Raw genomic sequence first — 23,942 nt, 5'->3', positions numbered from 1 at the left:
TCCTCATCACCTGGTGCGCCCGCGTCCTATCGACACGCCGTCTCCAGCGTGCCGGCCGATGCGGGCCCCGTCATCGGGGCTGACACCCATCCTGCCCGTCTCCGCCCGACCGGCGGTGCCTACCGGGCGGCCCGCACCACATTTGGGTGTCGCCCCGGATGGCACCGGCCGCCGGGTCGGGCGACGGTGGAGTGCCACGGCCGCGTACAGGATGGAGACGATCGTGATCATCGAACGCGTCGCACTGCCCGGAGTCGGCGTCTGCCACACCGCCACCACCACGCGCCGCCAACGCGTCGGCGTGGTGTGCCACCACAGCGGTCGTCGCGACCTTGTTTTCTACGACACCGACGATCCAGAGCGCGCCGCGCACGCGGTCGTCCTCGACGCCATCGAGGCCGACCAGGTGGCCGATCTGCTGTTCGCCACTCAGCCGTACAGTTCGTCGATTGTCGCCGCGTAGCGGTCGGCGACGATGCGGCGGCGCAGTTTCAGTGTGGGCGTCAGCTCGCCGGACTCCGGTGTCCACGCGGTCGGTAGCACCCGGAACGCCTTGACCTGTTCGGGGCGGGCGAGTTTGGCGTTGGCCACCTCGACCGCGGCCCGGATCTCGGCGAGCAGCACCGGATCGGCGGCGAGCGCGGGGAGCGTCGGGTCGGCGATGCCGTGCGCCCGGGCCCACACCGGCGCCGCGTCCTCGTCGAGCACGATCAGTGCGGTGACGTACGGCCGGCGGTCGCCGATCGCCACCGCCTGGCCGATAAGCGGGTGCGCCCGGAGCAGGTTCTCGATCTGTGCCGGCGAGATGTTCTTCCCGCTGGAGTTGATGAGCAGTTCCTTCTTGCGGTCGGTGATGGTGAGGTACCCGTCGGCGTCGAGGGTGCCGACGTCGCCGGTGGCGAGCCAGCCGCCGGCGTCGGTGACCGGTTCGACGGTGCCGTCGGGGCGCAGATATCCCAGGCAGACCAGCGGCCCGCGCACCAGGATCTCGCCGTCGTCGGCCAGCTTGAGGTCCATGCCGGTGTTGACCCGGCCCACCGTGCCGGTGCGGAAGTCGGTCGGTGTGTTGATGGTGCAGGTGCCGGTGGTCTCGGTCATTCCCCAGACCTCGAGGACGTCGACGCCGAGCCCGGCGAGGAACAGCAGCACGTCGACCGGGATCGGCGCGGCGCCGCTGCCGGCCCACTGCACGTGGTCCAGTCCCAGCATCGCCCGGACCGGGCGCAGCACGGCCGTGTCGAGCGCGACCAGTTTCGTGGTGAGTTCGGCCGGCACCGGCCGCTTCGCCTCGCGCAGCCGGTGGGCCTCCAGCGCGGCGGCGCTCGCGGCCGCGAACGCCGTCCGCACCTGCTCGTCGGCCGCCGCGACGTAGGCCTGGATGCCGGCGGCCATCTTCTCCCAGACCCGGGGAACACCGAAGAACGACACCGGCCGCACGGCCTTGAGCCCTTCGGCGAGCCGCGCGGGGTCGGGGCACACGGTGACGTGGCCGGCGCGGTAGATCGGGTTGTAGACGCCCAGCATCCGCTCGGCGATGTGTGCCAGCGGCAGGTAGGCCAGCGACGGCGCGTGATCGGGGACGTCGACGGTCGCCTCCAGCACCACCGACTGGTAGACGACGTTGTGGTGGCTGAGCAGCACGCCCTTCGGGTCCCCGGTGGTGCCCGACGTGTACAGCACCGTGACCGGCTGCTCGGGCCGGACCTCCTGCCACCGCTTCTCGAACGCCGCCGGATCGGCCCGGTGCGCCTGCTCGCCGGCGGCGAGCACCTGCCGGAAGGGGACGGTGCCGTCGTGTTCCCCGTCGATGACCACGACGTGTCGCAGGTTCGGGGCTTCGGCGAGCAGCGGCCGCCACCGCTCCAGTTCGGCCGCGCCGTCGAGGACGAGCAGCCGCGCGTCGCTGTGCTGCGCCAGGTACCGCAACTGGTCGGGGCTCAGGGTGGCGTAGACGGTGGACGGAACCGCGCCCAGGTGCACGGCCGCGAGGTCGACCAGCCAGTGCTCGACGCGGCTGGGCATCATCATCAGCATCCGGTCGCCGGCGCGCAGCCCGAGGTCGTGCAGGCCCATGGCGACGGCGGCGACCCGGTCCCGCAGCTGTTCCCAGGTGAGCGTGTCGTCGGCGCCGAGCGTGGTCAGGGCGGGGCGGTCGGCGTAGCGGGTGGCGTTGCGGTGCAACAGGTTGGGGATGGTGAGGCCGGCGGCGGTTGCCGCGCAGCGCTGCAGATTGCCGCTGGGGCTCATTCCGGCACTGTAAACGATGGTTAACTTGACGGGAAGTATCTCGCTTCAGGTAGTGCGAACGCCGGTTAACAAACTCAGGCGTTCAGGCCGATCCCGGCGAGGGTCGTGACGAGTGCCTCGGTTCCCGCGCCGCGGGCGAACCGGACGGCCCGGCCGAGGTCGCTCACCAGGTTGAGCGCGGCGTGCACGAGCAACCGGGCCTCGACCGCCGGCAGGCCGGGCCGCACCGTCGTGAGCAGGCGCACCCACTCCTCGACGTGCAGCCGCTGGGTGCGGCGCAACTGGTGCCGGTCGTGGTCGGGCAAATTGTTGTTCTCCGACACGTACACCGACACGAGGTCGCTCTGCTCGAAGCTGAACGTCACGTAGGAGTCGACGAGCCGGTGCAGCGCCTCGGGCGCGTCGGTCGCGCCGTTCAGCGCGGACTCCTTCCTCGCGGCGAGCCGCTCCGACGCGCGGTAGTACGCCGCGGCGAGGAGGTCGGCCTTGCTCGGGAAGTAGCGGTAGACGCTGGACGCGTTGATGCCGGCCGCGGTGCCGATGTCGTCCATGCCGACCGCGTGGTAGCCCAACCGGCGGAACAGCCGGATCGCCTCGGTGAGCAGGATCTCGTGCCGGGACGCGGTCCGCACGCCCGTCCCCTCGCCGTCCCCGATGCCCTTGCCCGGCACCGCCGCCGTCGGCACCGGATCCGCGACGTCGGCGCGCAGCATCGCCCAGCCCAGCCGCCGCAGCGTCTGCTCGGCGCGACCGCGCGACACGGCCGCCCGGTGCGTCGACAGGCTGCCGAACGTGCTCAGGGCCGCCCGCACCAACAGGTCGGCGGTCGGGCCGCTGAGCCCCGGGCGCAGCGCGCGCAGCGGCCCGGCGATCCGCTCGACGACGGTGGCCAGCGCGACGCGGAACTCGGCCCGGTGCTCCGGCGCCAGATACCGGTACTCCCACTGGTACAAGGCACCCACCGACCGCTGCTCGACCGCGAACCGGGCCAGGCCACCGAGGATCGCGTCGAGCCGGCCGAGGTCGTCATCGTCGACGTCGTCGACCTCGGTGGCCGCCAGGATTCCGGCGATCAGCTCCCGCGACGCGTGCACGAGGATCGCGTACTTGGTGGGGAAGTGCCGGTACACCGCCGGACCGCTGATCCCGACGGCGGCGGCGATCTCGTCGACCCCGACGAGGTGGTACCCGCGCTCGCAGAACAACCCGGCGGCGGCCAGGGCGATCTGCGCCTTGCGGTTCTTCGGCCGCCGGGCTGTGCGGGTCACCTCCGTCGCGTGCACGGGGTCGAGCGTAGCTACCTCGGGGTGATGGCGACCCTGCGGTCGGACCAACCTGTCACGCGGGTCACCAGGCCGGCGACGCTGAGCGTCGTGGCGAACAGGGCACCGAGCGTGAGGAGCAGGATGTACGGGTCGACGATCTCGATGCGGCTCTCGCTGACGCGGTCGGCAGGTAGGGCGTGCGGGGTGACGTCCGGGATGAGGCTCTCCGGTCCGTAGTGGGCCAGCAGTTCGACGGTCACGAAGATCAGCACCATCGTGGTGACCGCAGCCAGCAGCGCCGCCAGCAGACCACGCCGTGGGGTGTGGGACCCGCCGGAGTTCACTGCCACCGCGGCGACCGCGGCGAGGCCCGCCAGGGTGATCGCCCACCCCGTCGAGGGTGGGATCGGCGGCGCCAGCACGGTGGTCGCCAGCCACCCGGCGGCGCCGGCGAGCCCGCAACCGGCGGCGGTGGCCAGCACCCGTGCCGTGGCCGCCGAGCGCCGGGAGCACACTGTGGCTACACCGAGCACGCAACTGGCTCCGACCACGGCGAAGACGAGCACGCCCGTGCCGTCCTCGGCGGCGGACACGGTGGCGGGGTGCGCGTGAGCCAGGGCGATCGCGGCGATCGCACCGGCGACCAGGTAGCCGCCGACGCGCAGCAGCCACGCGGTGCGGCCGTCTCCGACCGGGCCGAGCATCGCCGTCCGCCGCGCCTGCCAGCACACCACTGCCAGCACCGACATCACCATGGTCAGGCCCCAGAACAGCGGCGGGTAGTCGACGGTGGCGGCCCAGGCGAGCACCGTCCCGAGGGTGGCCAGTACCGCGCCGAGGTGCAGGCCCGCACGGAGGACCCGGGTCTGTGCCGCGGTCACCTGCACGCAGCCCCAGGCGAAGGCCCACCGGTCTCGCCGCGCATTGACCGCGACCAGTTCCGCGCGCATCGCCAGGCCCCAGTGACGGCGCTCGGCAGGCAGCCCGCGCACCGCGGCGGCCAGCACCCGGCTCGGCAGATCCGGCCTTCCTTGCGTTGTCACCACGCCTCCCGCAGGGTCCGGAGTTCGGTGGCGGCACGCGGTGCGGGTGCGGCCGTGACCGCGGCGATCCACCGCACACCGTCACCGGTCAGCCGGTACAGGTGCCGTGGCGGTCGGTTCGGTGGCGGATCGCTCTCCCAGGCGGCTTCCAGCAGACCGCGATCGCACAGCCGGATCAGGATCGGGTACAACGAGCCGGCCCTCAGGCCGATCTCCAGACCCAACTCGTAGCCGTACCGCCACGTGTCGGGTTGCACGGCCAAAGCTCTGACCACCAGGAGGGTCTGTGCCGACGGTCGCCGGGATCGGGTCACAGGCCTAACTCTATATAGATAGACAACGGGTGGACATCGTCCGTTCGACCCGCGACCTACATCGGCCGGTCAGCCACCGGGACGACGGCGTCGGGTCCGATCTCCTTGCGCAGCGCGGCAACCGCGGCGGCCACGACCGCGGGACCGGCGATGTTCATCAGCAGCAGACCGAGCGCGTACGCCTTCTGGGTATCGCTCATTCGACTGACCGACAGTGCCTCGACGGCCACTCCGAGGTCGTGCTGTTCGGCCGGCTGAACGTTCTGCATCAGGGTGAGGACGAACGTCGGCAACGCCAGCCGCGACCGCTCGAACGACACCCCGGCCATGATCTTCGTGACGGTGACGGTGCGGTCGGCGGCCCGGCGCCGGTCGACCGAGCGGTCGGCGATCCCGAGCAGCGTGGTGAGCAGCGTGGCCGGCCCGACGGCGACGTCGGTGTCACCGAGACGGACGGTGAGGAACGAACTGCGGAACACCGCCATCGCCGACAGGCTGGCCGCCATGATCCGCAGCACCGTGATCGTGGTGTCGTCGGTCGCGCCGAAGTTCCAGCCCGCCGAGTTGACGATCAGCAGGGCCAGCATCGCCGCGGCCGCGTTCAGCAGCGCGTAGAGCCAGGCGGTGGGCGCCGCGACGAGCACGGCCGGGCGGTCGCGGTACCGGGACGCGAGTTCGGTGGCACCGACCAGGGCGCCGATCAGCGCGGTGACGATGTAGGACCACACGGCTACGCCACCTCGTCCGTGACGGCACCGGCGGCGGCCACCCCGGCGGCGGTCAACTGCACCAGGTCGTCGTCGGCGGCGGCGCCGATCGTCACGAGGTCCTCCTCGTCGAGGCCGGCCACCAGGACGGCCACCTGGGTGGTGCGGACACCGAGGTCGCGGCTGAGGTCCCGCAACGGAACGGGGCCGCCGCCCGGTTGCCGGGCGAGCAGCGCGCGAAGGACGTCGGCCCGGGTCACGCCCGGTTCGGCGGACGTCGCGGCTGGCGTCCCGGCTGGCGTCCCGGCCGGCGGCTCGGCTGACTCGGCGCTGCTGTCGCGGTCGACGTTGAGGAACGTGCTGAACGGGTCCATCGATCCTGGCTGGGTCATCGGCCGGGTCCTTCCGTCAAGGCGCACATCGTAGTGCCTGCACGGCCCGGGCAGGTGTCAGGACGTTGCCTGTTCGGCAATCAACGGGTCGTGGCCGTAGAGCCAGTCGATCTCGGGCGAGATTCCGAAACCCGACGCCATCGCCGTGTCGCGGGCCTGCTGGTCGGGCCCGTCGGGCAGGTGGAAGCGCACGCCATTGGCGCGGGACATCTCCTGCACCCGGGTCGCCCGGCCGCGTCGGATGGTCTCGTACCGGACAAGCGCGGCCGGAATGTCGCGGCCGGCGGCCTCGGTCAGGCAGGTGGCCAGCACGGCGGCGTCCTCGATGGCCTGTGCCGCGCCCTGCGCGCCGTAGGGCAGCATCGGGTGGCAGGCATCGCCCAGCAGCGTGATCGGGCCGCTGCTCCATCGCGGCAGCGGCGGCCGGTCGAACAGCGCCCACCGCAACGGTTCGTCGAGGACGTCGATGATCGCGCCCACCACCGGGTGCCAGCCGGCGAAGGCGGCCCGGAGCTGGTCGGGATCGCCGGGATCGGTCCATGACTCGCGCGTCCACGACGTCTCCTCGATGACGCACACGACGTTGTGGAGCCGCCCGCCGGAGACGAAATAGTGGACGAAGTGTGCGCCCGGGCCCAGCCGCACCGTGCACCGCGGCTCCAGGGACAGGGCGGCGACCCGCTCGGCGGGCACGAGCCCCCGGTACGCGAGGTAGCCGGTGAACCGCGCGTCCTCCCGCCCGAGCAGCGTCTCGCGGACCACCGAGCGGATCCCGTCGGCGCCGACCACCACGTCGGCGTACGCGGTGCCGCCGTCGGCGAACCGGAGCCGGGCGCCGGCGCCGTCCCGGGTCACCCCGACACAGCGCCGTTCGGTCTCGATCCGGTCGGCGGTGACGGCGTCGGCGAGCACGCCGACCAGGTCGCCCCGGTGCACGTGCAGGTACGGCGCGCCGTACGTGGCGGCGATTCCGGCGCCGAGCAACGTCTCCGACAGCAGCCGGCCGTCGTCCCATCGCCGGAACTCGATCGCGTCCGGCGCGAACGCGACCCGCTCGACCGCCGGCAGGACGCCGAGCCCGCGCAGCAGCCGGGTACAGTTCGGCGCCAGCTGGATTCCGGCGCCCACCTGCGACAGCGTGCGCGACTGCTCGTAGACGCGGACGTCGAACCCGGCCCGCAGCAACCCGAGCGCCGTCGCGAGCCCGCCGATCCCACCACCGACGACGGCCACAGAGGTCGATCGTGACATGCGACGAGCCTACGACGGCGAGCCAAAGACCCACCGGTGATAGGCGTCGATGTCGACGTTGCTGCCGCAGATGACGGTCACCACGTTCCTGCCGGCGAAGCGCTCGGGGTCCTCCAAGATGGCCGCGACGCCGAGGGCCGCCGACGGCTCGACCACCAGGCCGGCGTGTTCGAGCAGCATCCGCATCCCCCGGACGATCGACTCTTCCCGGACGAGGACCGCGTCGTCGGCCACCGCCAGCAGGTCGTCGAGCACCTCGGGAATGGGGAACCGCCCGGCGACCCCGTCGGCGATCGTGTCCATCGAGTCGGTGGTGACGACCCGCCGCGCGTGAAAGGAGCGCGTCATCGCGGGCGCGCCCGCGGGCTGCACACAGACCACCTCGACGCCGGGCGACAGCGTCTTCAGCACGTGCCCGATCCCGGTGGCCATCGCGCCGCCGCCCAGCGCGATCAGCACCATGTCACATGAGAAGGCGGCCAGTTCCAGGCCGATGGTCGCCGCGCCCTCGCACGTCTCGATGTCCAGGCTGTCCTCGACCAGCCGGACCCCGCGCTGCCGCGCGAGTTCCGACGCCCGCTCGCGCGCCTGCTCGAAGTCGCCGTCGACAATCTCCAGCGCCGCACCCAACGCGCGGATCCGGTCGAGCTTGGCCGCCGGCGCCCGCCGCGACGCCACCACCGTGACGTCGAGCCCGCGCCGCCGGCCCGACCAGCCGAGCGCCTGCCCGAGGTTGCCGGCGCTGGCGCACACCAGGGCCGGGCGACCCTGCTCGGCGAGCAGGCTGGCGACCAGTTCGGTGCCCCGGCCCTTGAAGCTGCGCACCGGGTTCGCGGTCTCCAGCTTGATGCTCACGGTGCAGCCGAGCACGGACCCGAGCGCGTCACACTCATACAGCGGCGTGTCCAGGAAGACCGGGTCGACCATGCGGCGGGCCGCCCGGATCCGGTCCAGATCGAGACGCGTGGTGATCATGTCCAGGAAACGTACCGCACCGCTCTACGGATCGGGCAGCGCCGCCTCGCGCACCGGGACGCGGGCGCGGCCGGCGTCCAGGGCGTCGTGGGCCGCCTCGGCGAAGACGGCCGCCAGCCGGCCGGGCAGCTCCGGCCGGGCGCACCAGTGCACGTCGGCGGCTTCGCCGCCGGTGATGCGGGCTTCGAACACCAACGCCACGGCGCCGCTCCGGGCGTCGTGGTAGACGCCGGTCAAGGGGCCGGCGGCCACCTCGAGGCCGGTCGTCGCCGCGACGGAGCGACAGAGGGCGGCCTCGACCGTTTCGCCGGGCGCGACGGGGCCGCCGGGCAGCGCGTCACCGGCCGTCAGTACGAGGCCCCGCCCGTCGGTGATCAGGGCGTGGACGGCGACGGCCGGGGCGGCCGCCGATTGCCGCTGCTCGGTGCGCAGCCGCTCGCGCTCGGCCCGCCGTTGGTCGTTCTCGCTGCGCAGCCGGTCGGCGAGGGCCCGGAGGTCGGCTTGCGCCGTGCCGCGGTCGGCGCCGGCGAGCAGTTGGTCGGCGAGGGCGTCGACCGGCCAGGTCATCAGCTCGCCGTGGCGGGCGAAGTACAGGCCCACGGTCCGGATGCGGTAGGCGTCGCTCGCGTCGAGCCAGGCGCAGCCCAGCAGGTTCCACAGCCATTGCCGGGAGCGGGCCGTCTTGTTGGTGGCGATCGCGGCGTGGACGTGTACCAGCGCGCTGCCGTCCGGGCCGGCCAGCAGCAGGTCGCTGTCGTGGCGGTGGTCGAGGAAGATGGGGCCGGCGATACCGAGCGGCCGACCGGGCGGCGGGTCGCCAGCCAGTTTCGTCAGCTCGGCCAGCGCACGGGTGCTGTCCAGCTGGCGGGCGATGGCGACCATCTCGTCCAGGGCGGTGTCCGGCACGGTGGCAAGCAGTTCCTCGACGGTCGGCACGCCGGGGCGGAACAGCCGGAAGGCGGGCTGTTCGAGGGCGTCGTTGCGGTAGGCGTACTGGAACTGGGCCAGCAGCCAGCACAGGCGGGCCACGCCGCGCTCGGCACCGAGCCGGCCGGGTGGTGCGTTCGTGGCGAAGTAGGCCCGGGCGCGGTGTAGCAGGTCGGCGAGCATCGGCTCGGCCGGGTAGTCCTGGGCCCGCCCGTCGAAGCGGGGCATGGCCGGTGCGGCCCCGGCGGGCACGCGCACCCAGCCGTCCAGCGTCGGGCCGTGGTAGAGCGCGTCGTCACGAAGCTCCGCCGGCAGGGTCGCATGCGATGCGTAGCGGGCGGCCTGATCGCTGGCCCAGGCGCGGCGTACCAGGCCGAGGTGCACCAGGCCGAGCAGGGCGGCGTAGGGCGGGGCGGGCTGGACCAGGGCGGCCAACCGGATGCCGACGGCCCTTTCCACCTGCGCCCAGTGCTGCCGGTCGGCGCCGTCGGCCGGGCGGACGGGCTCCCGCGCGCGGGTTCGCCACGCGATCCGGGTGGTCAGATCCTCCCAGCGGGTGAGGCGGTCGGCACACCACTCACCCAGCTCGCCACGGTACAGGTGCGAAATCACCGACATCGATCAACGATATCGTTGCCGGCGCCACCATCGGCGCCGCCCACCCTACGCGACTCGAACTGCCGGAAGACCGTCACCAGCGCGGCCAGCACGAGCGCGAACACCGGCAGCCACCGCAGTCGCGCCAGCGGCCAGCCCGCGTCGGGCGCGTCGAGCAGGCCGGCGGGCCGTCCCACGAGCAGGCCGCCGAAGGACACGAGCAGCAGCGCGCTCTGGTGCCACAGAAAAATCGTTACCGGTGACGCGGTGAGCACCTCGATCGGCACCGCGACAGCCGGCCGGCGCAGCACGCGGGCCAGCGCCGGCCGCACCAGCAGGAACAGCCCGATCTGGGCCAGTGCCAACGCAACCGTGAACAGCGACGGCGGGTCCAGGTTCGAGAAGTCCTGCCCCGGCACGCCGACGGCACTGGCCGGATACCCGAAACCGAGCACCAGCACCGTCCCGCCCACCACCCCGACGCCGAGGAGCGCGAAGCCGTGCCGGTCGAGCCGGTTCGTCGCGCAGAGCATGCCGAGGACGTACGGCACCGCCCAGCCGGCGACCACCGTCACCGGTTGCCACCACGACGAGTGGCCGGCGAACAGCGTCACGTCGGTCGCCGCAACGAGCGCCACCGCCGGCAGCACCGTCCACCCGCCGGCGCGGGCCACCAGCGGACGCAGCACCGGCACCGCGAACGTCAGCGCCAGATACACCAGCAGGAACCAGAGCGGATGGGTCACCAGCGAGACGACGACGTGACGCGTCGGTGCGGGCGCGCCGACGGCGTCGAGCAGCACGATCGCCGGCACCCACACGGCGGCCAGCGCGAGGAGGGGACGGGCCAGGCGTCGCATCCGGTTCCGTCCCGTTCCGCCGGTCGCGCTGCGGCGCCGGACCGCCGCGAACCCGCCGGCGAAGAAGAACAGCCCGAGTGTCTGCAACGCCCAACTGGCCGGGGCGAGCCCGGGCGCGTACTCCAGCGGGCTCTCGCCGTGCAGGTCGGTCACCCGGCCGGGGTCGCTCACCACCGCCGACACCAGCCAGTGGCCCAGGACGACCCCGACGATCGCGACCGCGCGGACGGCGTCGATGGTGCGGTCTCTCACGGGCGGTCCCTTCCCAGCAACGCGATGCGGGCGAGGGTGGCCTGCGAGTCGACGCCGGCGGCGAGGTAGTGGTCGTGGTCGACGACGTCGCGGGCCGCGACGACGGTGGCGCCGAACGCCGGATCGGCCGGTTGCCGACCGTGTCCGAGGCCGAGGAACCGCACCCCCGGCACGAAGCGCATGACGTCGTGCCGGGACAACGCCGCCCAGACGCGGGCGGTCGTGCCGAGGCGCGTCACGTGGTCGACGCCCATTCCGGGGCTGCCGACGGCGACGATGTCGGTGACGGTCGGCGGCAGGTGCGGCGCGGCCACCCCGATCACCGTCGACCCGTAGCTGTAACCGAGCAACGCCACCGTCGCATGTGGACGGACAGCGGCCAGGCCGGCGACGAAGCGTCCCAGCGCGAGCGCGCCCTCCCGGGCCCGGTCCTCCCGGGCGGCCGAGACGTCGATGCGGGCCGGTGGTTCGTAACCGAGCCACACGACAACGGCGAACCGTTCGGTCGGTCCGCTCGCCCGCGCCCGGTCGAACAGGTCGGCGCCCTGCCGGGCCGGTGACCGGAACGCCTTGCCGCCCACGCCCCGCCAGAAGTTGCCGAGCCGGTTGCCGGCACCCGGTACCAGAACGGCGATGCGGTCGGCGGTCGCGAGGTCGCCGAAGACCTGCGCGACGCGGCCACGGCCGCGCGGGTCGAACCCGAGGATGCCGTCGTGGCCGGCCGCCGCGTTCGCCCGGTACCGCAGGTCGACCGGTGCGCCGTCGAGGTTCCCCACCACGCCGGGGTAGGTGCGCGCGAGGTCGCGCTGCTCGGCGTCACCCAATCCGGCGAAGTACCGGCGGACCGCGTCCGGTTCGGTCGTCACCGGGTCGGGCAGCCCGCGCGGATCCGCGCGCCACGCCGCGGCGCCGACCGGCGTGACCGGCCGGGCGTGGCCGGGCGCGGCCAGCATCGTCGTCGACGCCGGCGCGAGCGCCATCGCGGCGACGGCCAGCAGAAGCCTCCGTGTCATGGGGAAACCGTGCCGGCAGCGGGCCACCGGAGGCATCGGGCCGGCGATCACAACGCGCCGGCGCGGGGTAGCCCGGGGGATTAGGCCCGTGGACGGACGTTTCGCGCGGCCCGGCTCACTAGTGTCGGCGGCATGAGACGTTCGGCCCTGGCGTGGACCGGTTTCGCAGTGTCGCCACTGCTGTTCATCGCGTGGCTGCTCGGCGTATCACCCGAAGCCGCGATCTTCGGCCTGTGGTACGTGGTGCCGGCCGCGTTCCTCGTGTTGCTCGTGGGTGCGTTGCGGCGCAAGCCGTTCGCGGTGCTGGCGCTGCTGGTGGTGATGCTGGTCCTGGTCGAGTTCGGCGCGCCGGAATGGGAGAACGCGGCGCCGGCCATCGGGATGCGCGTCATTCTCGTGGTCGCCGTCGACGTGGCCGTCGGCTGGATCGCGGCGACGCACGAGCGGCTGGCGTCGGTCGGCACGGCCGTCGCCGTGGCCGTCTTCCAGGTGGCGCTCTCGTTCGCCGGGCCGTGGACCGAGGGCGACCAGATCTCCGCGCTCGTGCCGTATCTCGTCGCGCTGCTCGCGGCGTGGCTCGTCGGCAACACGGTGCGGCAGCGGCGACTGTTCGCCGAGGTGCGGCTCGTCGAGGCCGCGAACACCGCGGCGCAGACCGAACGGCTGCGCATCGCGCGGGAACTGCACGACCTCGTGGCGCACAGCATCGGTGTCATCGCGATGCAGGCGGGGATGGGCCGTCGGGTCATCGACAGCCAGCCCGAGGAGGCGCGCCGCGCGCTCGGCGTCATCGAGGACACCGGCCGGGAGACGCTGTCGTCCCTACGGCGCATGGTCGGCGGGCTGCGGCAGGCCGATCCCGACGGCGCGCCGTCGCCGCGTGACCCGGCACCCGGCCTCGCCGACCTGGCCGCGCTCGCCGAGCGGTTCGGCGCGGCCGGGGTGCGGGTCGAGGTCCGCGACACCGGCGACCGCCGGCCGCTGCCGCCCGACGTCGACGTGTCGGCGTACCGGATCATCCAGGAGGCGGTCACCAACGTCGCCCGGCACGCCGGCACCGACCATTGCCGGGTGGCCGTCGACCGGACGCCCGGGGCGCTCGACATCGAGGTGCTCGACGACGGCCGCGGGGGAGACGTGGGGCCCGGCTTCGGGATCGTCGGCATGCGCGAACGGGTGGCGCTGCTCGGCGGGGAGTTCTCCGCCGGTCCGCGACCGGAGGGCGGGTTCCGCGTCGCCGCGCGCCTGCCGTTGGACAGCTGATGCCCACCCGGGTGCTGCTCGTCGACGACCAGCCGCTGATCCGCAGCGCGTTGCGCGTGCTGATCGCCGACACCGACGACCTCATCGTGGTCGGTGAGGCCGGCACCGGCGCGGAGGCGGTCGATCTGGTCCTTCGTGCCGCGCCCGACGTGGTGGTGATGGACATCCGGATGCCCGGCATGGACGGCATCGCCGCCACCCGCCGGATCCTCGACCGGCCCGACCCGCCCCACGTCCTGATCCTGACGACCTTCGACGACGACGAGTACGTCTACGACGCGCTGCGCGCCGGTGCGAGCGGCTTTCTGGTCAAGGACATGGCGCTCGACGACATCCTGGCCGCCGTCCGCGTCGTGGCCGCCGGCGACGCGCTCCTCGCGCCGAAGGTCACCCGCCTGCTGATCGAACGGTTCGTCGCCGCACCGGGTTCGTCGCCGTCGTCGCCGTCGCCACGGCTCGCCGGCAGCGTCACCGACCGCGAACGCGAGGTGCTCACCCTGATCGGCCGGGGCCGCTCGAACACCGAGATCTCGGGCGACCTGCACATCACGGTCGCCACCGTGAAGGCCCACGTCGCCCGGCTGCTCACCAAACTCGACGCCCGCGACCGCGTGCAGCTGGTGATCATCGCGTACGAAACCGGCCTGGTCGGGCCGCGGGCCGGCTGAGGTCGCCGGTCCCGCGCGGAATCGACGGCGGCGTAGAGTGGCGCCGAGAGTCTCTTCGATGTGGAGGCGCCCCAGTCCGTGCGGGTCTTCGTTTCCTATGCCCACGACTCGGAGGCGCACAAGGTCTCGGTGCGCCAGTTCTGTGAGCTCCTGAGCCAGCACGGGGTCGACGCGATCTTCGACCAGTTGTTCACCGACCGCCGGCAGGACTGGCCGCGATGGATGAGCGAGCAGATCGACAGCGCCGACTACGTCATCGTGATCGCCTCGCCCGCGTATCGGCGCGTGGACGGTCCGTCCGGATCGGGTGCCAGCCGCGGGGTGCGGTACGAGGCGACGCTGCTGACGGACAACCTGTACCGCGACGAGGACCTGTGGTTCCCGAAGATACTGCCGGTGTTGCTGCCCGGCGGCTCGGACGAACACTTCCCGCGGTTCACCCGGGTGCCGTCGACCAGTTTCTACGCCATCCCGGAGCTGACCGACGACGGCATCGCCGCCCTGCTGCGGGTGATTCGCTCAAGCCCGTCCGATACCCGAACCCGAACCGGCGCCGGCCATTCGCTGGCAGCGGTTCGTGGCTATCTCACGGCGGTCGTGTCGACGGCGTGCCGTTGGCCGGACGGTTGGAGCGGACGGAGTTCGCTGCCCGACCCCGCCGTGGTGTACGGATCCCTGCGGGTGGTGGCGACCCGACTCGTCGAGACGAGCGGCACTTCCGGCGGCGAGGGTGAGGTGACCTGGCCGTGGGCCGCGGCGTCCGCCGACCACAACCTGATCGTTCTGTTCGGTGACGCCGGCCAGGGCAAGACGTGGACGTTGCAGAACGAAGCACGGACGATGGCGCAGGCCGCGCTCGACGATCTCGACCGTGGCGCAGAGCTTGCAGACCTTGAGCTTCCGCTGTTCTGCCCCGCGAGCATGCTCGCCCGCGACGACTCGGTCGACCGTGTCGACACCTGCGTCCGGCGATCGGTGGAGTGGGCGTTCGCGTCGACGCCGCGCCCACGGGGAGACGCGATGGTCGCGGTGCGCGATCACGTCTCGCGGGGCGGCAGGGTGCGACCTCTGATCGACGGTCTGGACGAGGTTCCCAACGACCGCAAGGGTTTCTTGTGGGCCGCTATCCGGGAGTGCGTGGCCGACCGGCGGGCGGTCCTCTCGTCCCGGCGCTTCGGATTCGATCCGGGCTTCGACCAGTTCAACCTGCCCGACGCGTGCCTGGCATTGCGGCCGTACAGCAAGCAGGACGTCGTGACGTTCGCCGTGAACTGGTACGGCGGGGATACCGCGCGGGCAAAGAGCTTCCTCGAGGCCGTCGATCGCTCGACGGTCTCGAACATCGTCTTCGTCCCGCTCTTTCTCACGATGCTGGCCATCCTGAACGACAACCCGGAACGGCTGCCACAGACGAGCGCCGGCGTCCTGGAGGCGATGGCCCGCCGGATCCTCGGCGTCATCTGGAAGTTCGAGCAGAGACGCGCGGCCGAGAGGATCGACGACGCGATGGAGGCGGCCGCCCGCCTGGCATGGCACCTGTCCACGTCCGGCGGGGTGTGGCGGGACCAGATCGAGGTGTCCGACGCCGTCAAGGCGATCATGCGGTCGCGACCGGGGTCGACGTCCAGAACCGACGCCCGCGCCGAACTGGACGAACTCGGCGGCCTCCTCGTCATCGACGCGACCTCGGACCCGACGTCCGCCGGGCTCGTCCGCTTCAACCATCGGCTCTTCCACGAGTTCTTCACCGCGCTGCACATCGCTCGCCTGGACCCGGCCGCCGGGGCGCGGAAGATCGACGACGTGTGGTGGCTCGATCCCGACTGGACCAACACGATCCCCTTGATCGCCGGACTGAGCCCGGCACCGGAGTCCTGGATCCGGAAGATAGCCGGGGATCGTCCGGACACGTTCGGGTTGAGTACGACCACCGCCCTGCGCTGCGTCGTGCAGCTCCCGTCGGCCGACCGTCCGCCGCTGCTCGACCGTGTCGTGGATCAGGCGCTCACGCTCCTGGCGACGTTGAACAGACTCAACAGGTTCGCCACCGCGTACCGGGTCGAGGAGGCACTGGTCTCGTTGCCGATCGAGTGGAACGTCCACGCCCGCGCCCGGATGATCCCTGGATTGAACCGGTACCGACTGGATCCTTCCGCGGGTCCCGACTCCGGGCTGGCATCCTGGCTCACCCCCGATGACCTCCTCGACGAGATCGATGCCGTTCTGGAGGAGAACAACGAGGAGTTCGTGCGGAACTACTACGACGTCGACCGAGATCCGTACCGCAGCGTCCGCGTCGAATCGGGTCCCATCGGGCGGCAGACGACCGGACGCGTGGTCGACGAATGGCTCACGTGCTGTCCCGACCCGATCCGCGCCGGAGCGCCAGGTCCGGCCAGCGGCACGAGTCCGTGGTCGCTCGTCGACCTCGTCCACGTGTGCCGCGATCCAGAGTCGAGGTACTCCTGGCCGGGCGCGTGGCTGTCGGCCGTGGTGGCCGCGATCCAGCAGGGGGAGATCGCGATCAACCCTTCTCTCGCGGCCGGGCTCCTGCTGGCGCGCGACAAGTACGCCGTCCGGCTCGCCGTTCACGTCCTGACCGGGTCGCCGCCCACCATGACGGACCAACTGGTCGACGACTTCCGCGACGACCTGGGTCCGCTCGCGGACGTGGCGGCCGCCGCCGCGCTGCAGTTCTGCGTGACCGCGGAATCGCTCGACCCGATCCGCTCACTCTTCACCCACCCGGACCCGGATGTCCGGGCCGAAGCCAGGATCTCCCTGGAACACGCCGAACACGAGCAACTGGTCATCGCACTGGAGCCGCTGGTCGCGGACGCTGTTCCCGGTGTCAGCGCTGCCATCGGCCGACACCTGCCCGGAGACGTTTTCCGTCGGTCGGCGCCCACCGAACTGCTCGAACTGTTGGCTGCCGATGACGACCCCGAGATCCGGGGCAGCGCGCTCGCCGAACTCGTCAACCGCGCCGGCAGAAGGGCTCGGCGCCGGGTGCGGGAGCTTCTCTCCCGAGAGGCCGATGCCGGCGCGCGAAGCGAGGGGATCAGGGCGCTGACCGATCGACCGCACGAACCGTGGATCATCGACCTGGCGGAGACGGAGTACCTCCGGTACCGGGATCCGGTCACCGCTCGTGCCTGGGCCCACGTGATACTCGCCAATCCCGCTCCGGCGTCCGCGAGCACACTCACGAACATCGCGGGCGACCGCAATCTGCCGATCGGGACCCGGATCAACGCCGCGCGCGTCCTGTGGCAGGGCGAGAAGCGAGACGACGTCATCGGCATCGCGGCAGCCGTGGCCGCGGATCATGGCGAACCCGGCTCGTGGCACATCGACTGGAGCGAACGCCAGACCTCACGATCGGACGTGGAGCTCCTGACCGTCCTGCTCGAACACGCGACCGGTGAGCCGGGTACCGCCCATCCGCTGCTGAACCTGGCGGAACAACTCATCCCGAAGCTCGGTGTGGGCCTTCGCGACATCGACCTCAGGAACAGGTTCCGCAGCGCGATCGACAGGCTTGAGGCATCCGCCGGCCAGCGGAGCTGAGACTGTCACACATCGTGGGGCTGTCCGGTCTAGCTGATGAGGCTGGACCGTCCTGGGACGGACCACGGCATCAACCACGGACTTCACGGGGCGCGCCCGCCCCGGCCCGGCGACGACGGTGAGATCGGCGTCGGCGGGCAGGGAGGCGGACCGATGAAAACATGCTGGTCAAGTGACGAACGGGCCCGCTCCGACCTCGACCAGTTCCTCCGTCAGCGCCGACGCCTGTTCGGGATCGCCTACCGCATCGTCGGCACCGTCGAGGAGGCCGAGGACGTGGTGCAGGACGTCTGGCTGCGTTGGCAGCGTGTGGACCGCGCGAAGGTGCTCAATGCCGAAGCGTTTCTGGTGACCGCGACGAGCCGGCTGGCCATCAACGTCACCCGCTCGGCCCGGCGCAGGTACGAGACGCCGGTCGCCGCCTGGCCGCACGAGGAGGTGGCGGACCACGACACCGACCCAGCGGTGTTGACCGAGCGAGGCGAGCGGATCGGGCAGGCCGTTCAGCTGCTGCTCGAACGGCTGCCACCGGCCGAACGGGCCGTATTCGTGCTGCGTGAGGGTTTCGATCTTCCGTACCCGCGGATCGCGCGGACGCTACGGATCGGCGCGGCCAACGCGAGGCAACTCGTGCGGCGTGCCCGGGTCCGATTGGCCACCGGCCGGCGCGGGCCGATCGGCGGGGCCGCACACCGCGGCCAGCACCGCGGCCAGCACCGCCGCCAGCACCGCCGTCTACACCACCGGTTGCGACGGGCGTTCGCGGTGGCATCGCACAGCGGCGACCTCAGCGGCCTCGAAGCCGTTCTGATCGCGGATCTGAAGCGGACCGTCTGACATTCAAGGGAATCGCTGTCCAAGATCGCTCCTGGGAGGTGGTTCGCGACACCGGGAAGTCCCTATCGCGATCAGGCTGTCGGCTCTAGCCTCGAACCCGGGGTGGTTTGAGCCATGACGAGCGGTGCGCCGGCACCCGAGCTCCGTGGCCGGCGCACCGCGCGCGCGATCCTCGACCGGATGGTCGCCGACGTGCGCGCCGGCCAGGGGCGTGCCCTGCTGATCCGGGGTGAGGCGGGCGTCGGCAAGTCGGCTCTGCTCGACGACCTGGCCGGGCGCGCGGGCGGATTCAAGATCGCCCGGGTGGCGGGGGTCGAAGCCGAGATGGAGCTCGCCTTCGCGGGCCTGCACCAGGTGTGCGGGTCGATGCTCCCACTTCGCGATCGCCTGCCCGGCCCGCAACGCGAGGCGCTCGCCGTCGCGTTCGGCTACAGCGCCGGGAGTCCGCCCGACCGGTTTCTGGTCGGGGTGGCCGTGCTGAGTCTGCTGGCAGTGGTGTCGGAGGACCGGCCGCTACTGTGCGTCATCGACGACGCGCAATGGTTGGATCAGACGTCGGCGCTGGCGCTGACGTTCGTCGCCCGTCGCCTGCTCGCCGAGCGGATCGGCGTGGTGTTCGCGGTCCGGGAGCCGGCTGACGGTCCGCAGTGGCGGGGACTGCCGGCGCTGCGGCTCGGCGGCCTGACCGACGACGACGCCCGCGCGCTGCTCGACTCCGTGGTACCCGGTCGGCTCGACGAACAGGTGCGGGATCGGCTCGTCGCCGAGACCCGGGGCAACCCGCTGGCTCTGCTGGAGCTGCCGCGCGGGCTCACGGCCGCCGAACTGGCCGGCGGGTTCGGAAGCCCGGACGTCCGACCGCTGGCCAGCCAGATCGAACGGACCTTCGCCCAGCGGGCGGGATCGCTACCGCCCCCGACGCGCAAGGTGCTGCTGACGGCCGCGGCAGATCCGGTCGGTGACGTGCGGTTGCTGCTCCGCGCGATCACGGGACTGGGCGTTCCGATGAGCGCGGTGGCGCCGGCTGAGGCGGCCGGGCTGATCGAGGTGGGCTCCCGGGTCCGGTTTCGTCACCCGTTGGTCCGCACGGCGATCTACCGGGAGGCGTCGCCCGCGGAGCGCCGCGACGTCCACCGGGCGCTGGCCGCGGCAACGGACCCGGCGGCCGACCCCGACCGGCGGGCCTGGCACCGCGCGCACGCCGCTGCCGACGCCGACGAGGACGTCGCCACCGACCTGGTCAGCTCCGCCGACCGGGCGCAGCGCCGCGGCGGCCTCGCGGCCGCGGCCGAGTTCCTGCGGCGCGCGACCGAGCTGACCCCGGACCCGGCGACCCGCGCGACCCGTGCCCTGGCCGCCGCCGACGCCGAACTCCGATCCGGCGCGTTCGAGATCGCGTTGAAGTTACTGGTCGTCGCCGACGAGGGCCCGGCCGACGAACTCCACCGGGCCCGGGTGAACCTGATGCGGGCCCAGATCGCTTTTGCCTCCGGGGCCGACCCGGCCGCATCGCGTCTGCTGCTGGGGGCCGCCAAACGGCTCGAGCCGCTCGACGTCGACCTGGCCCGCGACGCCTATCGCGACGCGATGGGAGCCGCCCGGCTCGCCACCGGTTCGGGCCTGGCCGAGGTGGCGCGGGCGGTGCTGGCGGCACCGAAGCCGGTGCGGTACCGGCCCGGAGATCTCCTCCTCGACAGCCTCGCCGTGGTGCAGACGGACGGATATCCGGCCGGCGTCCCGGCGATGAGGGCGGCCGTGCGTGCGTTCCGCGCCGAGGAGACGTCGACGAAGGGCGATCAGCCGTGGTTGTGGTTGGCGGCGATCACGGCCGCCCGCCTGTGGGACGACGAGAACTGGTCGACGCTGACCGCCCGCCACGTACGCGTCGCCCGTGGCGTCGGCGACCTGAGTTCCCTGCCGCTGACCCTGAACTCGCAGGTGGTCGTGCACCTGTTCGCCGGTGAACGTGCGGCGGCCGCCGCGCTCGTCGCCGAGATCCAGGCGATCGGCGACGCGACCGGGGCCGCGTTGGCACCGTACGGCGCGGTGGCGTCGGCGGCCTGGCACGGCGACGAGGCGGTCGCCGTCCCGTTGATCGAGGCCAGCCTGGCCGACGCGGTGGCCCGCGGCGAGTCCGCCGGGGTGACGGTCGCCCATTGGGCGCGGTCGGTCCTGATGAACGGGCTCGCCCGTTACCGGGATGCCGTCCCGGCGGCCCGCGCGGCGGTCGGTTACCCGGTCGAGTCAGGGCTCGTCTACTGGTCGATGTCGGAACTGGTCGAATCGGCCGCGCGCAGCGGCCGGACCGACCTCGCCGCCGACACGCACGAGCGCCTCGCGGCGATCGCCGGCGCCAGCGGAACCGACTGGGCGCTCGGCGTGCTGGCCCGGGCCGGTGCGCTGCTGGTGACCGGCGCCGCGGCCGATTCGCTGTACCGGCAGGCGATCGAGCACCTCGGCCGGACCCGGATCCGGATGGAGCTGGCGCGCGCCCACCTCGTGTACGGCGAGTGGTTGCGCCGGGAGAACCGCCGCCAGGAGGCCCGCGGCCAGCTCCGCAACGCCCACGACATGTTCACCGCGGCCGGCGCCGACGCGTTCGCCAGCCGCGCCCGCCGCGAGCTCATGGCCACCGGCGAGTCGGTCGCCCAGCGCGCCACCCGCGCGAGCGACACTCTGACCGTGCAGGAGGCGCACATCGCCGGCCTGGCCGGCGACGGACTGACGAACGCCGAGATCGGCGCCCAGCTCTTCCTCAGTCCACACACCGTCGAATGGCACCTGCGCAAGGTCTTCACCAAGTTGAGCATCAGCTCACGCAGGCAGCTCCGCCGCAGCTGACCAGTCAGGTGTCACAAACCGCACGGCTGTCCTGTCTTCGCTACCGACAGCGTTCCAGCGGGGCGGAAGGAATCTCCCATGAAGATCGTCGTCATCGGCGGTACCGGGCTGATCGGCTCGAAACTCGTGGCGAAGCTGCGCGAGCACGGTCACGAAGCCGTGGCCGCGTCACTCGACACCGGCGTCAACACGCTGACCGGCGAAGGCCTCGACGAGGCGCTGCGGGGCGCCGACGTGGTGGTCGACGTCTCGAACTCGCCGTCCTTCGCCGACGACGCCGCGATGAACTTCTTCCGCACCGCCACCGGCAACCTCCTCGGCGCCGAGGAGCGGGCGGGCGTGGGTCATCACGTGGCCCTGTCGGTAGTCGGCACCGAGCGGCTCGTCGACAGCGGATACTTCCGCGCGAAGCTCGCGCAGGAGACGCTGATCAAGGACTCCGGCCGGCGCTACTCGATCGTGCGCGCGACCCAGTTCTTCGAGTTCCTGGGGAGCATCGCCCAGGCGGCCACGGACGGCGGCACCGTGCGCCTGTCCGACGCCGGTATTCAGCCCATGGCGGCCGACGACGTGGCCGGCGCCGTCGGCCGGACCGCCGTCGGCGCCCCGCTCGACGCGACCGTGGAGATCGGCGGCCCCGAACGGTTCGGCCTCGACGAGTTCGTGCGGCGAGGGCTGGCGTACCGGGGTGACCCCCGCACCGTCGTGACCGACCCGGATGCGCGCTACTTCGAGGTCCTGCTGGACAAGGACACGCTCCTGCCGGGCGCCGGCGCGCAACTGGCGACGACCCGGTTCGACGACTGGCTCCCGCTGAACCCGCCGCGGGCGGGAAAACCATGACCGACACGACCTCGCCCTGGGGCCTCCGCGGCGACCCGGCCCTGCTCGTCGAGGCCGCGCGGAGACTGCGCCTCGGGATCGAGAAGGGCGTCTACCGCTCCCAGCCACCCGGCGAGTACGCCATGTTCGGCATCGCGCGGCTGCTCGACGCGATCGCGCTCTCGATGCGCGTCGACGGGCGCACGCACACCGGAGTGGTCTCCGCCGCGAACGAGGTCGCACAGCACGTGCTCAAGTACGTCCTGCCTACCGACACGGGTCTCACAGAACAGGATTCATCATGACCAGTCAACCGACGACCGGTGCCCCGCCGATCGTGCTGATCCACGGGTTGTGGATGACCGCCCGCAGCTGGGACCGCTGGGTGGAGCACTACCGGGCGAAGGGCCACGAGGTGATCGTGCCGACGTATCCGGGGTTCGAGATCGAGGTCGAGGCGTTGCGGGAGAAGCCGGAGGTCATCGCCGAGGCGTCGGTTCCCGCGACGCTGGACCATCTCAGCGAGGTGGTGGAGGGTTTGGACCGTCCGCCGATCATCATGGGGCACTCCTTCGGCGGGACCTTCACCCAGCTCCTGGTCAACCGCGGGTTGGGCGCTGCCGCCGTGACGATCGACTCTGCGCCGCCGGAGGGGGTGCGGGTGAACCCGCCGTCCCAGATCAGGTCGCTGTTCCCGGTCCTGCGGAACCCGGCGAACCGGCACCGTGCGGTGGGGTTCACCAAGGAGCAGTTCCACTACGCCTTCGCCAACACCGTCAGCCGGGAGGACTCCGACGCCGCGTACGACCGGCTGCATATTCCGGCGCCGGGGAACTGGGTGTGGGCCTACGGCCTGATCGCCAACTGGAAGCCCGGTCACCAGGAGACCTGGGTCGACTACGACCTCGACGACCGTGCGCCGTTGTTGTTCATCGCGGGTGGCAAGGACCACCTCATGCCGCCGTCGGTGATCCGGTCGAACGCGAAGAAGTACCGCAACTCCGAGGCGACGACCGACTACTACGAGTTCCCGGAGCGCTCCCACTTCACCGGTGTCGAGCCCGGCTGGGAGCAGGTCGCCGACTACGCCCTCGAATGGGCGACGACCCACGCGCAGACGCACCGGCAGGGAGGTCGGACATGAGCGAGCATGTTCTGGAACCGGCGGCGCAGGCGATCGCCGATGCGACGAGCAAGCCGCCGTTCCTGTACGAGGTGGGTGTCGAGAACGCCCGCAAGATCCTCGACGACATCCAGGCCGGCCCGATCGACAAGCTCGACGTCGACGAGAGGTGGATCACCGTGCCGGCCGACGTCGGCGATGTGCGGGTCCGCATCGTCACACCACCCGGCACCACGGACACGCTGCCGGTCGTCCTGTACGTGCACGGCGGCGGCTGGGTCCTCGGCAACGCCGGCACCCACGACCGGCTGGTCCGCGAACTCGCCGTCGGCGCCGACGCCGCGGTCGTGTTCGTCGAGTACGACCGCTCACCCGAGGCCCGCTACCCGGTCGCCATCGAACAGGCCTACGCCACCGCCCGCTGGATCATCCGACACGGCGCCGCCGAACGCCTCGACGCGTCCCGCCTCGCGGTCGCCGGCGACTCCGTCGGCGGCAACATGACCGCCGCCCTGGCGATCCTGGCCAAACAGCGCGGCGACGTCACCTTCGTCCACCAGTCCCTGTACTACCCGGTCACCGACGCCGGGCAGGACACCGACAGCTACCACGAATTCGCCGGCGGCCCGTTCCTGCTCGCCGCCAGCATGGCCTGGTTCTGGGACGCCTACCTGCCCGACAAGCAGAAACGCGACGAGATCACGGCATCGCCGCTACGGGCCACCCTCGACGACCTCGCCGGCCTACCCGAGGCACTCGTCGTCGTCGACGAAAACGACGTCCTCCGCGACGAGGGCGAGGCCTACGCCCGCAAACTCACCGCCGCCGGGGTGCGGACGACGAGCGTCCGCTACAACGGCACCATCCACGATTTCATGATGCTCAACCCGTTGCGCGGCACCGCCGCCACGACCGCCGCCGTCGAACTCGCCGTCCACGTCCTGCGCAAGGCCCTCCATACCGACGGGAAGTGAC

At 72.1% G+C, this 23,942-nt stretch carries 21 protein-coding genes; 10 read left to right on the top strand and 11 right to left on the bottom strand.

Translation table 11 applies throughout. From position 1 onward, the window contains the following. Positions 1-223: 223 nt before the first annotated feature. Positions 224-463 (top strand): cation:proton antiporter regulatory subunit, encoded by a 240-nt coding sequence (locus tag Vau01_RS09605; protein WP_203989453.1) that lies wholly within the window; start codon positions 224-226, stop codon positions 461-463. Here Vau01_RS09605 and Vau01_RS09600 read toward each other — a convergent pair. The 11 genes from Vau01_RS09600 to Vau01_RS09550 form a co-directional block, all read right to left on the bottom strand. After that, positions 430-2,247 carry an AMP-dependent synthetase/ligase gene (locus tag Vau01_RS09600; protein ID WP_203989451.1) on the bottom strand — a complete coding sequence of 606 codons (1,818 nt, stop codon included), beginning with the start codon at positions 2,245-2,247 and terminating at the stop codon, positions 430-432. The two genes, Vau01_RS09605 and Vau01_RS09600, sit on opposite strands and share 34 nt — an antisense overlap. Positions 2,248-2,321: 74 nt before the next feature. Next, complete coding sequence (locus tag Vau01_RS09595; protein WP_203989449.1) at positions 2,322-3,530, bottom strand: TetR/AcrR family transcriptional regulator; 1,209 nt, start codon at positions 3,528-3,530, stop codon at positions 2,322-2,324. A 14-nt stretch (positions 3,531-3,544) separates the two neighbouring features. Then, complete coding sequence (locus Vau01_RS09590; protein WP_203989447.1) at positions 3,545-4,555, bottom strand: hypothetical protein; 1,011 nt, start codon at positions 4,553-4,555, stop codon at positions 3,545-3,547. Next, the gene (locus tag Vau01_RS09585) at positions 4,552-4,869 is read right to left on the bottom strand and encodes a PadR family transcriptional regulator (protein ID WP_203989445.1); all 318 of its coding nucleotides are present in this window, start codon (positions 4,867-4,869) and stop codon (positions 4,552-4,554) included. The genes Vau01_RS09590 and Vau01_RS09585 overlap by 4 nt, the downstream gene beginning before the upstream one ends. Before the next feature lie 56 nt (positions 4,870-4,925). Beyond that, a complete protein-coding gene (locus Vau01_RS09580) occupies positions 4,926-5,597 on the bottom strand; it encodes a hypothetical protein (RefSeq protein WP_203989443.1) in 672 nt (223 codons plus the stop codon). Between the two features lie 2 nt (positions 5,598-5,599). Beyond that, positions 5,600-5,968, bottom strand: a complete 369-nt coding sequence (locus Vau01_RS09575; RefSeq protein WP_203989441.1) for a hypothetical protein — start codon at positions 5,966-5,968, stop codon at positions 5,600-5,602. 57 nt (positions 5,969-6,025) lie between these two features. Then, entirely contained in the window at positions 6,026-7,219 is a 1,194-nt protein-coding gene (locus Vau01_RS09570; RefSeq protein WP_203989439.1) for an FAD-dependent monooxygenase, read from the bottom strand. A 9-nt stretch (positions 7,220-7,228) separates the two neighbouring features. After that, positions 7,229-8,194 (bottom strand): threonine ammonia-lyase, encoded by a 966-nt coding sequence (locus Vau01_RS09565; RefSeq protein ID WP_203989437.1) that lies wholly within the window; start codon positions 8,192-8,194, stop codon positions 7,229-7,231. 24 nt (positions 8,195-8,218) lie between these two features. Continuing rightward, positions 8,219-9,739 carry an NUDIX hydrolase gene (locus Vau01_RS09560; RefSeq protein ID WP_203989435.1) on the bottom strand — a complete coding sequence of 507 codons (1,521 nt, stop codon included), beginning with the start codon at positions 9,737-9,739 and terminating at the stop codon, positions 8,219-8,221. Then, complete coding sequence (locus Vau01_RS09555) at positions 9,730-10,830, bottom strand: acyltransferase family protein (protein WP_203989434.1); 1,101 nt, start codon at positions 10,828-10,830, stop codon at positions 9,730-9,732. The genes Vau01_RS09560 and Vau01_RS09555 overlap by 10 nt, the downstream gene beginning before the upstream one ends. Continuing rightward, positions 10,827-11,843, bottom strand: coding sequence for an alpha/beta hydrolase (locus tag Vau01_RS09550; protein ID WP_203989432.1), 1,017 nt, complete (start codon positions 11,841-11,843; stop codon positions 10,827-10,829). Before Vau01_RS09550 ends, Vau01_RS09555 begins: the two co-directional genes overlap by 4 nt. Before the next feature lie 132 nt (positions 11,844-11,975). Between Vau01_RS09550 and Vau01_RS09545 the strand changes: the two genes are divergently transcribed. The 9 genes from Vau01_RS09545 (at position 11,976) to Vau01_RS09505 (ending at position 23,941) form a co-directional block, all read left to right on the top strand. Continuing rightward, a complete protein-coding gene (locus Vau01_RS09545) occupies positions 11,976-13,106 on the top strand; it encodes a sensor histidine kinase (protein ID WP_203989430.1) in 1,131 nt (376 codons plus the stop codon). Beyond that, positions 13,106-13,774 (top strand): response regulator, encoded by a 669-nt coding sequence (locus Vau01_RS09540; protein ID WP_203989428.1) that lies wholly within the window; start codon positions 13,106-13,108, stop codon positions 13,772-13,774. Before Vau01_RS09545 ends, Vau01_RS09540 begins: the two co-directional genes overlap by 1 nt. Positions 13,775-13,834: 60 nt before the next feature. Next, positions 13,835-17,344 carry an NACHT domain-containing protein gene (locus tag Vau01_RS09535; RefSeq protein WP_203989426.1) on the top strand — a complete coding sequence of 1,170 codons (3,510 nt, stop codon included), beginning with the start codon at positions 13,835-13,837 and terminating at the stop codon, positions 17,342-17,344. Between the two features lie 153 nt (positions 17,345-17,497). Then, complete coding sequence (locus Vau01_RS09530; RefSeq protein ID WP_203989417.1) at positions 17,498-18,181, top strand: sigma-70 family RNA polymerase sigma factor; 684 nt, start codon at positions 17,498-17,500, stop codon at positions 18,179-18,181. A 114-nt stretch (positions 18,182-18,295) separates the two neighbouring features. Beyond that, entirely contained in the window at positions 18,296-21,022 is a 2,727-nt protein-coding gene (locus Vau01_RS09525; RefSeq protein ID WP_203989415.1) for a helix-turn-helix transcriptional regulator, read from the top strand. Positions 21,023-21,100: 78 nt separating this feature from the next. Next, complete coding sequence (locus Vau01_RS09520) at positions 21,101-21,865, top strand: SDR family oxidoreductase (protein WP_203989413.1); 765 nt, start codon at positions 21,101-21,103, stop codon at positions 21,863-21,865. Continuing rightward, complete coding sequence (locus tag Vau01_RS09515) at positions 21,862-22,149, top strand: hypothetical protein (RefSeq protein ID WP_203989411.1); 288 nt, start codon at positions 21,862-21,864, stop codon at positions 22,147-22,149. Before Vau01_RS09520 ends, Vau01_RS09515 begins: the two co-directional genes overlap by 4 nt. Continuing rightward, positions 22,146-22,988 carry an alpha/beta hydrolase gene (locus tag Vau01_RS09510; RefSeq protein ID WP_203989410.1) on the top strand — a complete coding sequence of 281 codons (843 nt, stop codon included), beginning with the start codon at positions 22,146-22,148 and terminating at the stop codon, positions 22,986-22,988. The genes Vau01_RS09515 and Vau01_RS09510 overlap by 4 nt, the downstream gene beginning before the upstream one ends. After that, entirely contained in the window at positions 22,985-23,941 is a 957-nt protein-coding gene (locus Vau01_RS09505; protein WP_203989408.1) for an alpha/beta hydrolase, read from the top strand. The genes Vau01_RS09510 and Vau01_RS09505 overlap by 4 nt, the downstream gene beginning before the upstream one ends. Position 23,942: the final 1 nt, after the last annotated feature.

The sequence above is a fragment of the Virgisporangium aurantiacum genome (genome assembly GCF_016863635.1).
GTDB classification, from domain to species: domain Bacteria; phylum Actinomycetota; class Actinomycetes; order Mycobacteriales; family Micromonosporaceae; genus Virgisporangium; species Virgisporangium aurantiacum.
The sequence above is the reverse complement of the archived record's forward strand: the minus strand, read 5'-3'. Positions and strand labels throughout refer to the sequence as shown.

Bases quoted from the DNA above. Each gene is read 5' to 3' on its own strand.
- Vau01_RS09600 (WP_203989451.1), bottom strand. From the start codon at position 2,247: ATGAGCCCCAGCGGCAATCTGCAGCGCTGCGCGGCAACCGCCGCCGGC.
- Vau01_RS09575 (WP_203989441.1), bottom strand. From the start codon at position 5,968: ATGACCCAGCCAGGATCGATGGACCCGTTCAGCACGTTCCTCAACGTC.
- Vau01_RS09570 (WP_203989439.1), bottom strand. From the start codon at position 7,219: ATGTCACGATCGACCTCTGTGGCCGTCGTCGGTGGTGGGATCGGCGGG.
- Vau01_RS09565 (WP_203989437.1), bottom strand. From the start codon at position 8,194: ATGATCACCACGCGTCTCGATCTGGACCGGATCCGGGCGGCCCGCCGC.
- Vau01_RS09560 (WP_203989435.1), bottom strand. From the start codon at position 9,739: ATGTCGGTGATTTCGCACCTGTACCGTGGCGAGCTGGGTGAGTGGTGT.
- Vau01_RS09550 (WP_203989432.1), bottom strand. From the start codon at position 11,843: ATGACACGGAGGCTTCTGCTGGCCGTCGCCGCGATGGCGCTCGCGCCG.
- Vau01_RS09545 (WP_203989430.1), top strand. From the start codon at position 11,976: ATGAGACGTTCGGCCCTGGCGTGGACCGGTTTCGCAGTGTCGCCACTG.
- Vau01_RS09540 (WP_203989428.1), top strand. From the start codon at position 13,106: ATGCCCACCCGGGTGCTGCTCGTCGACGACCAGCCGCTGATCCGCAGC.
- Vau01_RS09530 (WP_203989417.1), top strand. From the start codon at position 17,498: ATGAAAACATGCTGGTCAAGTGACGAACGGGCCCGCTCCGACCTCGAC.
- Vau01_RS09525 (WP_203989415.1), top strand. From the start codon at position 18,296: ATGACGAGCGGTGCGCCGGCACCCGAGCTCCGTGGCCGGCGCACCGCG.
- Vau01_RS09520 (WP_203989413.1), top strand. From the start codon at position 21,101: ATGAAGATCGTCGTCATCGGCGGTACCGGGCTGATCGGCTCGAAACTC.
- Vau01_RS09515 (WP_203989411.1), top strand. From the start codon at position 21,862: ATGACCGACACGACCTCGCCCTGGGGCCTCCGCGGCGACCCGGCCCTG.
- Vau01_RS09510 (WP_203989410.1), top strand. From the start codon at position 22,146: ATGACCAGTCAACCGACGACCGGTGCCCCGCCGATCGTGCTGATCCAC.
- Vau01_RS09505 (WP_203989408.1), top strand. From the start codon at position 22,985: ATGAGCGAGCATGTTCTGGAACCGGCGGCGCAGGCGATCGCCGATGCG.